We start from the raw sequence: 9,569 nt of genomic DNA, 5'->3' as shown, positions 1-9,569 counted from the left end.
TCTCAGGATTCGGCAAAGGCCGATGCCGCCAATGGCGATCCCGGCGATGCCTCCGGCAACGACCAGACCGACTCCGGCAAATAGTTAGAAGCAAAGGACACCGGCATCGGATTCGCGCCAATGCCGATAGACGCCTTGCACGAGAAGGGTTGTGCGACCATTGTCGAGATGGCCGCACAACCCTTCTCTTTGGTTATCACCATCCGTACACGATATTGAGAACGATTGTCAGCATCGTTTGCCACAATCGGGCGTTATGAGTGAAACTTCCGATTGCATCGTGTTCAGCGATGCCGCCATCAAGCGTGGCGACCATATCATCTGGCAGCATGGCACCTTCGCCATTCCCACCGGTTCGGTCACGGCCATCGTCGGCACCAACGGCACCGGCAAAACCACGATGATGAGGGCCGAGCTGGGCCTTTTGCCGCTCTGCCATGGCAGCCTGACCGTGCTGGGCAAGCCCGCAGGCGAGATGAACAAACGCATCGGATATGTGCCGCAGAGCTATGTGGCGAATGTCGATTCCAATCTCACCGCCGAACAATCCGTGTTGCTGGGCCTGACCGGCACCCGATTCGGCATCCACCCCATCACCAAGGCCCAGAAAGCCAAAGCACTCGAGGCGCTGGAGTTCACCGGCATCGCCGACAAGGCGCGGTACCGTCTGTCCGAACTGTCCGGCGGTTTGCGCCAGCGTGTGGCCATCGCCCAGGCGTTGGTGTGCGACCCACAACTGCTGATGCTTGACGAGCCGTTGGCCAACCTCGATCTGGCCAGTCAGCGCGCCACCGTACACGTGCTGGCCAAGCTGAACCGTGAACTGAACATGACCATCCAGGTGGTTGCGCACGATCTCAATATGCTCTTGCCGATTCTGACCGGTGCCGTCTACTTGCTCGACGGTCACCCGCACTACGCCGATATGCACAAAGTGCTCGACTCCGACCTACTCACCCACCTCTACGGCACACAGGTGCAGGTGGTCACCACTCCGCAGGGAGACATGTTCGTGACCCCGACGCCGGATGAGCTCCAGGACCAGCCGCAGGATATGCACACGGCAGCCGAAGTGGCGCAATTGCACCATCACGAGCACGGCAATGCCACCAATGGCAGTGCCGCCATCAGCGCCGAGAATCGATAACATCAAGCGAGCCGACCCACAGCCCATCAACGGACTGCAGCTCAGGCATGGAGAAAATACAGAGACATGAGCACCATCAACTTTTCGTATGATCCCGAATGGCTGGATACACTGTCCGCTCCATTCATGACCAACGCCTTCATCGCCGGCCTGTGCATTGCCCTAGCCGCCGGTGTCATGGGATACTTCACCATCGCCCGTCGTTCCACCTTCGCGGCCCATGCGCTGGCCCATATCGGTCTGCCGGGCGCGACCGGCGCGGTGTTGCTCGGCCTGCCCGTGTCACTGGGCATGGGCGTGTTCGCACTGGGCGGCGCACTGGTGATCGGTGCTTTGGGCAAGCGCGTTTCCGAGCGTGAAATCGCCACCGGCACCGTGCTGGCCTTCGCCACCGGCTTGGGTCTGTTCTTCGCGCGATTGTCGAGTTCCGCCTCCCAGCAGATGCAGTCGATCCTCTTCGGCTCGATCCTGACCATCACCACCGGCCAGATCATCGGCTTCGCCGTGTTCGACGTACTGCTGCTGGCATTGTTGGCCATCATCTACCGCCCGCTGCTGTTCAGCTCGCTGGATGAGCAGGTGGCACAGGCCAAGGGTGTGCCGATCGGGCTGATGAACGTGGCGTTTATGGCGATTATGGCCGGTGTGATCACCATCGCCGTGCCGGCAGTGGGCACCTTGCTGATTTTCGCACTGGTGATTACGCCCGCGGCCACCGCCAATATTCTGGCCGGCTCCCCATTCAAGGCAATGGTGATCGCCAGCGTGCTGTGCTTGGTGTCGATTTGGGCCGGACTCGTGCTGTCGGCGATGTTCCCCGCTCCCCCGAGCTTCATCATCGTGACGCTTTCCACCCTGTTCTGGGCTATCGCCAAAGCCGTGGAGACGATGCGGAAGTAATCTCATCCATTTTTTCTTGCCCCCGCTGGCGAATTCATAGCGGGGGCTTTGTTATATCTTCTCCACCAAGGCATTGGCGATGGCGGCGATGCCTTCGCCGCGGCCAGTGAATCCCATATGGTCGGTGGTGGTGGCAGTAACCGATACCGGGCAACCAACCGCCGCAGACAGGGCGGCTTCGGCTTCAGCACGGCGTGTGCCGATTTTCGGGCGGTTGCCGATGATCGCCACCGAGGCCGATGCCGGCGTATACCCGTTGGATGCCAGATGCGCCACAACTTCTTGCAACATATCGATGCCATGCATTCCGGCACCATGCGCGTCCGCACCGACACCGAACAGTGAACCAATGTCTCCCAAGCGGGCGGCGGCAAGCAACGCGTCAATCAGAGCGTGCGCGGCCACATCGCCATCGGAATCGCCTTCGATCCCCTCGTATTTGGCGGCATCGGCCTCGCTGCATGAATCAGACGCCGGCCAGTAGAGCCCGGCAATCCACAGTTCACGGCCTGAGCCGGCAGGCGCAAAACGGTGAGCGTCAAAACCCTGCCCTATCAACACTCCTGCAGACCCCATGCAGTCCCCTTCGATGGCGCTGCCCAGACGAACGGCAGCAAACGATTATGAATCACGAAGCCCCGGCGTATCGCATAAGGACACGACCGGGGCCTCAACAATCAAATCACTTCTTCTTGGACTTCTTCTCGGCTTCGACACGAGCCAAAGTATCGGCCGCGGCCTCTTCGGGCTCGGCGGTGTGATGCTTGTCGTCACCGGGTTGAGCGGGCTCGTAGCCCAGGTTCACGTCGAGCAGACGCTGGGCTTCCGCCTCGTCGATCTTCTCGGACAAGGCGATCTCAGAAGTCAGAATGGCGCGGGCCTTGGTGAGCATACGCTTCTCCCCCGCGGACAGGCCGTGCTCGTCGACATCGCGCTGGGCGAGATCGCGAACCACTTCGGCGATCTTGTTGACATCGCCGGTGGCGATCTTTTCGACGTTCAGCTTGTAACGGCGAGACCAGTTCATCTCTTTCTCGATGATCGGGGTCCGCAGGATGCCGAATACCTTGGCCACTTCGGATGCGGAGACGATGTCACGCACGCCGACCTTCTTGGCATTGTCCACGGGAACGTTGATGACCAAACCATCGGAAGAGAGTACGGACAACTGCAGATATTCGCGCGTCACTCCCTTGACCGTCCGCTCGGTAATGGCCTCCACCTTCGCTGCACCATGACGCGGATAGACGACCATATCGCCGACTTTGTAAGACATGTACCCTCCGAGAACTGACGGCTTACACACAAAAACTCGAATAATTATGCCATGCGGCCTGGACCGCCCCTATGAGAGCGCTCACAACCACGAAGACACACCGAAAAGGGCAAGAATTCGCCATTTTCGACGCGCCAATGTAGCGTTTACGACTCCAACGCACGTAGACTTTGGGTCATGGCTGAAGAAACGAAGATCAAGGAAGATACCGTCACCGTGCCTGTCGCCCAAGGCGACCTCGATGCGGTGAGCAATGCTGAATTCTACAATCCCCACGGAGTTCTCGGCGGGCATCTCGGCATCGGCAAGCATGCCGACACCGCCACAATCCGCGTGCTGCGTCCGCTTGCCAAGTCCGTGACCATCCTCACCCAGGATGGCGAATACCCGATGACCCACGAATACAACGGCGTGTTCGTGGTTACCGTGCCGGCTTCCGGCACTAAGAAGCAGCCCACGATTCCCGACTACCGTGTCAGGACCGAGTGGGAAAGCGGCGCAGTGCTCATTGAGGACGACCCATATCGCTATATGCCCACAGTCGGCGACATGGACACCTATCTGTTCGGCGAGGGCCGTCACGAGAAGCTCTGGGAGACGCTTGGCGCGCATGTGCTGCGCTATGACGATCCGATGGGCGGCGCAGACGGCACGCCCGGCGAACAGGTGGTAGGCACCGCATTCTCCGTGTGGGCCCCGAACGCCCATGCCGTGCGCGTAGTCGGTAACTTCAACGCTTGGGATGGCCGCCGTCATGCCATGCGCGAGCTCGGCTCCTCCGGCGTGTGGGAGATCTTCATCCCCGGAATCGGCGCGGGCGAGACCTACAAGTTCCAGATCCTGAACGCCAATTACACGTGGGAGATGAAGGCTGACCCGATGGAGCGTCAGCACGAAGTTCCGCCGAACACCGCCTCCATCGTCACCGAATCCACCTACAAGTGGAACGATGACGCCTGGATGCAGCACCGCCGCACCACCAACCCGCATGATGGCCCGGTCTCCATCTATGAGGTGCACGCCGGCAGCTGGAGGCAGGGACTGACCTACCGCGACCTGGCCAAGCAGCTCGTGGACTACGTCAAGCAGGAAGGCTTCACCCACGTGGAGTTCATGCCACTGGCCCAGCACCCGTTCTCCGGCTCCTGGGGCTATCAGGTCACCGGCTACTATGCGGTCGACTCCCGTCTCGGTTCCCCCGACGACTTCCGTTACCTGGTCGACCAGTTCCATCAGGCCGGCATCGGCGTGATCATGGACTGGGTGCCCGCCCACTTCCCGAAGGATGCCTTCGCGCTCGGCCGCTTCGACGGCACCCCGCTGTACGAGGACCCGGACCCGCTGCGCGGCGAACACCCTGAATGGGGCACCTATGTGTTCAACTTCGGACGCCGCGAAGTACGCAACTTCCTGGTGGCCAACGCCCTGTTCTGGCTTGAGGACCTGCACGTCGATGCACTGCGCGTGGATGCCGTCAGCTCCATGCTCTACCTCGACTACAGCCGCGAACCCGGCCATTGGCGCCCGAACATCTACGGCGGACGCGAGAACCTGGAGGCCATCGACTTCCTCAAGGAGGCCACCGCCACCGCGTACAAGAACAACCCCGGCGTCATGGTGATCGCCGAGGAGTCCACCGCATGGCCGGGCATCACCGCCCCCACTTCCGCCGGCGGCATCGGCTTCGGCATGAAGTGGAACATGGGCTGGATGCACGACACCCTCGAGTATCTGCACGAGGAGCCCATCAACCGCAAGTGGCACCACAACGAGATCACCTTCTCCATGGTGTACGCCTACTCCGAACACTACGTATTGCCCATCAGCCACGACGAAGTCGTGTACGGCAAGGGTTCCCTGTACGGCAAGATGCCGGGCGATGACTGGCAGAAGCTGGCCGGCGTGCGTTCGATGTTCGCCTATCAGTGGGCTCACCCAGGCAAGAAGCTCTCCTTCATGGGCAACGAGCTGGCCCAGTGGGGCGAGTGGGATCACGACGCCTCCATCGATTGGGATTGCCTGAACTGGCAGGAGCACCGTCAGGTCCAGACCATGGTCGCCGACCTTAACGCCTTCTACAAGGCGCATCCGGCACTATGGAGCCAGGACTTCGACCCGGCCGGCTTCCAGTGGCTGACCAGCGACGATGCCGACCACAACACGCTGAGCTTCCTGCGCATCGGTACCAAGGGCGAGACCTTGGCTGTGGTGGTCAACTTCTCCGGTGAGGCCTGGTCCGATTACCAGGTGGCGCTGCCCACCGGCGGCAAGTGGACCGAAGTGTTCACCACCGATGACGCCAAGTACGGCGGCTCCGACATCCACAACGGCACCTTCGAAGCGGTCGAGGGCGAATATCATTCACGTCCGTTCTCGGCGAAGATCACCGTTCCGGCTCTGGGAGTTGTATTCTTGAAGCCGGAAGACTGAACTGGTCAACAGGCTGAAAGGTAACCGGTTTATTTATGCTCAATACCACAGCGCGTCAGAATACGACACCGCGCACGGTGCTGGTGGTCGAGGACGAGCCCACGCTCGCCACGGCCATCGCCCAGCGCATCACCGCTGAAGGATGGACCGCTCGCGTGGCCGGGGACGGCGCTTCCGCCGTCCAGGCCGCGTCCCAGCTACGCCCCGATCTGGTGATCATGGACATCATGCTGCCGGTTATGGATGGTCTAGAGGCCACCAAACGCATCGTCGCCGAACGTCCGGTGCCGGTGCTGATCCTCACCGCACGTGATGACGAGGCCGACAAGGTCATCGGTCTGGGAGCGGGTGCCGATGATTACATGACCAAGCCGTTCTCCATGCGCGAGCTTATCGCCCGCTGCAAGGCGCTGCTGCGCCGCGTGGAGCGTGCGAAGGTCATCGCCAAGAACTCGGAGAACGAGAAGCTGCTCGACTTCGGTTCGATGGTCATCGACCCGGCCCAGCGCATCGTCACCGTGAACGGCGAACAGGTGCATCTGACCCCCACCGAGTTCGATCTGCTGGCCACGCTGGCCCGCCGCCCGAAGTCGGTGCTCACCCGCGAAAAGCTGCTCGAAGAGGTCTGGGACTGGGTCGACGCATCCGGCACCCGCACCGTCGACAGCCACGTCAAGGCGCTGCGCCATAAGCTCGGTGCCGATACCATCCGCACCGTGCATGGCGTGGGCTACGCTTTCGAGCCGCCGACCGCGTGATGGCATCCAAAAAACAACAGCAATCCCGGCTTGATGCGATGAAACCTCGCGTCAAGCCGGTTGATTTGTTCTCATCTCTGAAGCTGGAACTCAGCGCACTGATCGTTATCGCCACTGCCATCGCGTTTGCCATGTGCTGGTTCCTCCTGAAATTCGGCTGGTCCGGTTGGATCGCCATGCCGCTGACTTTGGTGGTGGCCTTGGGCATCACCTATTTCTTCTCTCGCGGCATCACCGCTCCCCTACGCCAGATGCGCGATGTGGCCGAAGCCATGGCGGATGGCGATTACACGGTCCGCGTGGATATCGATCAGGATCGTCATGACGAGGTCGGCAAGCTGGCTCGCTCGTTCAACGAGATGGCCGGCGAACTCGAGCATGCCGATAAAATGCGCCGCGACATGATCGCCAATGTGAGCCATGAGCTGCGCACGCCCGTTTCCGCTTTGCAGGCGATGGTCGAGAACATGGCCGACGGCGTCACCGAGCCCACTCCCACCAATCTGGAGAGCATCCTCACCCAAACGCAGCGTCTCTCCGATCTCATCGCCTTCCTACTGGACCTGAGCCGTATGGAGGCCGGTGCGGCGAGTCTGAATATCGAAAAGTTCAACTTCGCCGACTTTCTTGACGAGACCATCGAGCCGTTGGAAATCGCCGATGGTGGCCACGCCCACGACATCCGCGTCACCGTGCCGGCCGACATCACGATGGAAGGCGATCAGGACCGCCTGCGCCAGCTATTCACCAACATCATCGCCAACGCGCTGAAACATTCGGCCGACGGCACCACCGTGCTGGTCGACGCCCACGAGGACGAAAACCAAGGCACCATCGTGACCAATGTGGTGAATTTCGGCTCCCAGATTGCGCCTTCCGACCGTTTGGACATCTTCCGGCGCTTTGTCAAAGGCAAGACGGGTCCCGGCACCGAGTCGGGCGGCACCGGTCTTGGCCTGTCCATCGCGCGCTGGGCGGCCCAATTGCACGGTGGCACCGTCAAAGTGGTCGACGACACGCGAGGTGCCGATTTCGAAATCATCCTGCCTAAATATCACATCGCCGAACGCTGATATTGTCCGACGTCCTACCGTATACTGTATTCGAACAGATGTTCGAATACAGGGTGGGAGGCGCAGCATGACACAGCAATCCGAGTCACAGGCCATGGCGCACGAGGCCACGCTGTTTGTTATGCAGATGGCCGGCGATTCCATGATCAATGCGGGTATTCACAACGGCGATCTGCTGATTGTCGATCGTTCGTTGGCACCAGTCCCCGGAGATGTGGTTGCGGCTGTCATGGACGACGAAATCGCCATCAAGCGGCTGGTTTCACGGGCCGGCATCACCATATTGCACGCCGAGAATCCGCGATACCCCGATTACATGCCGAGCAACGGCGCTTCGCCTGCTATCTGGGGCATCGTCACCGATGTCATTCACCCGTTGATATCGTCATCGGACCGTCGCACCACGGCATCCGCCAATACCAGCACGCCCACCACTTTAGTACCGGCCTGCTGAAATGTCTGAACGCATTGCCGCACGGTGGCACCTGTGGTGACGATGTCATCAATGAGAAGCACCACGTCGCCATGGCCGGTGAGATCACGCTTCACCGTGACATGACCGGTGATACGGCGGGCACGCTGTGCCGAAGAGACCTGCTGCACGGAGCGTGCCTTGGTGGAGGAGCTCAGGGCATTGCATGGTCGCGCATCGACGCCGTACCCACGCAATGCCTCTGCCACCGATTTGGCCAACGGTGCCGTGTGAGCCCGTCCTCTTCGGCGCATTGACGCCCGCGATGACGGCACCGGAACCACCAATACGCGATGACCCAAGCATGATGATGGTATTGGCGTCTTGTTCAGCAGCGACACCATGATGCGGCCGAACGGGCCGTCAAGCTCGGTATCGTCGTGGTCCTTCCAGTCGAGAATGGCACGACGCGCCGCTCCCTGATAGATTGACGCGGACCATATACGGGCTCCGACACCACTGTCTGCATCCCGTTCCCGGCATTGCGCGAACAGGGCCCAGCATGCCGCACACAATACCTCATCCGGCGCGTCACACCCAGCGCAGCCGCGTGGAAACAGCAAATTGCAGGCCTGCGCCCACATCGCATGCCACCACTTGTATACACTCGGCCCGTCCATAACGCGTCACCATCAAGCTGGAGTATCGAATCGCGCAAGCAGTGCATCCAGCAGTTGTACCGTATCTTGCGGATTCTCCACACGAACACCGATCGCACCGGCCTCAACCGCGGGATAGTCATTACCCGTAGGCGTCATGCGATCACCCACGAACACCATTTCATCGGCCCGTATGCCAAGTGTCTGCGTCAGCTTGCGCACGGCATAGGCCTTATCGATGCCGCATTCGCTGACATCCACACTGGTGTATCCGCCGGCCCTGACCCGCATATGCGGCAGATCGGCCTTGACCGCTTCGACCAGCGCCTGTTTCTTCGTGTTATCGCGATCCCATGCCTGCTTGGCCGCTACGGACGCGAACTGTCCAAGAGCGGAGAAGGTGATCTGGCTGCCCCTGTTCTCGATTCGAGGCCCCCATACCTGCTGTTCCCACAATCCCAGTTCCCGGGCATGTCGCTCAAGACTTTCCGAGACAGCAGCCACGGTGGCTTCGGACAGATCATGCGCATACACCAAGGCCCATTGCGTGCCATCCCACCGGTAATACCGGGAGCCGGAGGTAGGCATGACATGCAGATTGCCGCGCCTGGCATTCGGGGTGAGCACATCCAGCACCTGCGAGGTGACCACCGCCATGCCGCCCCCTGAGATCAGGGCCACCACCGTATGGTCGAGCAGCGCACAGAACCGTTCGACCATCGCGGGCTTCATCGGCTGTTTTGAGCTGGCCAGCGTGTTGTCCAAATCGAAACCGAACACCTTGGCGTTGGAGCAGACATTATCGAAATCAAGTTCGGACCACGAACGTACCACCATTTGTCGCGCCTCCCTCGTTGACGAATGTTCACAGCCAATGAACCAATCCTAACGCATGTTGCCTCCGCCATGTCCTA

At 60.6% G+C, this 9,569-nt stretch carries 10 protein-coding genes; 6 read left to right on the top strand and 4 right to left on the bottom strand.

The window, feature by feature from the left end:
• Positions 1-256: 256 nt before the first annotated feature.
• Both Q5H31_RS07855 and Q5H31_RS07850 read left to right on the top strand, forming a co-directional pair.
• Positions 257-1,147, top strand: coding sequence for an ABC transporter ATP-binding protein (locus Q5H31_RS07855; protein ID WP_007051914.1), 891 nt, complete (start codon positions 257-259; stop codon positions 1,145-1,147).
• Positions 1,148-1,213: 66 nt separating this feature from the next.
• Entirely contained in the window at positions 1,214-2,047 is an 834-nt protein-coding gene (locus tag Q5H31_RS07850; RefSeq protein ID WP_007051913.1) for a metal ABC transporter permease, read from the top strand.
• A gap of 51 nt (positions 2,048-2,098) precedes the next feature.
• Here Q5H31_RS07850 and ispF read toward each other — a convergent pair whose 3' ends face one another.
• Together ispF and Q5H31_RS07840 are read right to left on the bottom strand one after the other, a co-directional pair.
• The gene (ispF, locus tag Q5H31_RS07845) at positions 2,099-2,623 is read right to left on the bottom strand and encodes a 2-C-methyl-D-erythritol 2,4-cyclodiphosphate synthase (protein ID WP_023658184.1); all 525 of its coding nucleotides are present in this window, start codon (positions 2,621-2,623) and stop codon (positions 2,099-2,101) included.
• Positions 2,624-2,729: 106 nt separating this feature from the next.
• A complete protein-coding gene (locus Q5H31_RS07840) occupies positions 2,730-3,323 on the bottom strand; it encodes a CarD family transcriptional regulator (protein ID WP_007053566.1) in 594 nt (197 codons plus the stop codon).
• Between the two features lie 177 nt (positions 3,324-3,500).
• Between Q5H31_RS07840 and glgB the strand changes: the two genes are divergently transcribed.
• The 4 genes from glgB to Q5H31_RS07820 all read left to right on the top strand — a co-directional run bounded on the left by glgB (position 3,501) and on the right by Q5H31_RS07820 (position 8,038).
• Positions 3,501-5,753 carry a 1,4-alpha-glucan branching protein GlgB gene (glgB, locus tag Q5H31_RS07835; RefSeq protein ID WP_032741365.1) on the top strand — a complete coding sequence of 751 codons (2,253 nt, stop codon included), beginning with the start codon at positions 3,501-3,503 and terminating at the stop codon, positions 5,751-5,753.
• Positions 5,754-5,788: 35 nt separating this feature from the next.
• Positions 5,789-6,511, top strand: a complete 723-nt coding sequence (locus Q5H31_RS07830; protein WP_007051909.1) for a response regulator transcription factor — start codon at positions 5,789-5,791, stop codon at positions 6,509-6,511.
• Positions 6,511-7,584 (top strand): cell wall metabolism sensor histidine kinase WalK, encoded by a 1,074-nt coding sequence (locus tag Q5H31_RS07825; protein WP_007053568.1) that lies wholly within the window; start codon positions 6,511-6,513, stop codon positions 7,582-7,584. Before Q5H31_RS07830 ends, Q5H31_RS07825 begins: the two co-directional genes overlap by 1 nt.
• 67 nt (positions 7,585-7,651) lie before the next feature.
• Positions 7,652-8,038: a LexA family transcriptional regulator gene (locus tag Q5H31_RS07820; RefSeq protein ID WP_007051907.1), complete on the top strand. Its 387-nt coding sequence runs from the start codon at positions 7,652-7,654 to the stop codon at positions 8,036-8,038.
• Here Q5H31_RS07820 and Q5H31_RS07815 read toward each other — a convergent pair.
• Both Q5H31_RS07815 and Q5H31_RS07810 read right to left on the bottom strand, forming a co-directional pair.
• The gene (locus Q5H31_RS07815) at positions 7,954-8,676 is read right to left on the bottom strand and encodes a ComF family protein (RefSeq protein ID WP_302457652.1); all 723 of its coding nucleotides are present in this window, start codon (positions 8,674-8,676) and stop codon (positions 7,954-7,956) included. The two genes, Q5H31_RS07820 and Q5H31_RS07815, sit on opposite strands and share 85 nt — an antisense overlap.
• Positions 8,677-8,688: 12 nt before the next feature.
• The gene (locus tag Q5H31_RS07810; protein ID WP_251882968.1) at positions 8,689-9,492 is read right to left on the bottom strand and encodes an HAD-IIB family hydrolase; all 804 of its coding nucleotides are present in this window, start codon (positions 9,490-9,492) and stop codon (positions 8,689-8,691) included.
• Between the last annotated feature and the right edge of the window lie 77 nt (positions 9,493-9,569).

This window comes from uncultured Bifidobacterium sp. (genome assembly GCF_959020155.1).
GTDB lineage: Bacteria > Actinomycetota > Actinomycetes > Actinomycetales > Bifidobacteriaceae > Bifidobacterium.
This window is presented reverse-complemented; position numbering and strand designations above follow the sequence as displayed.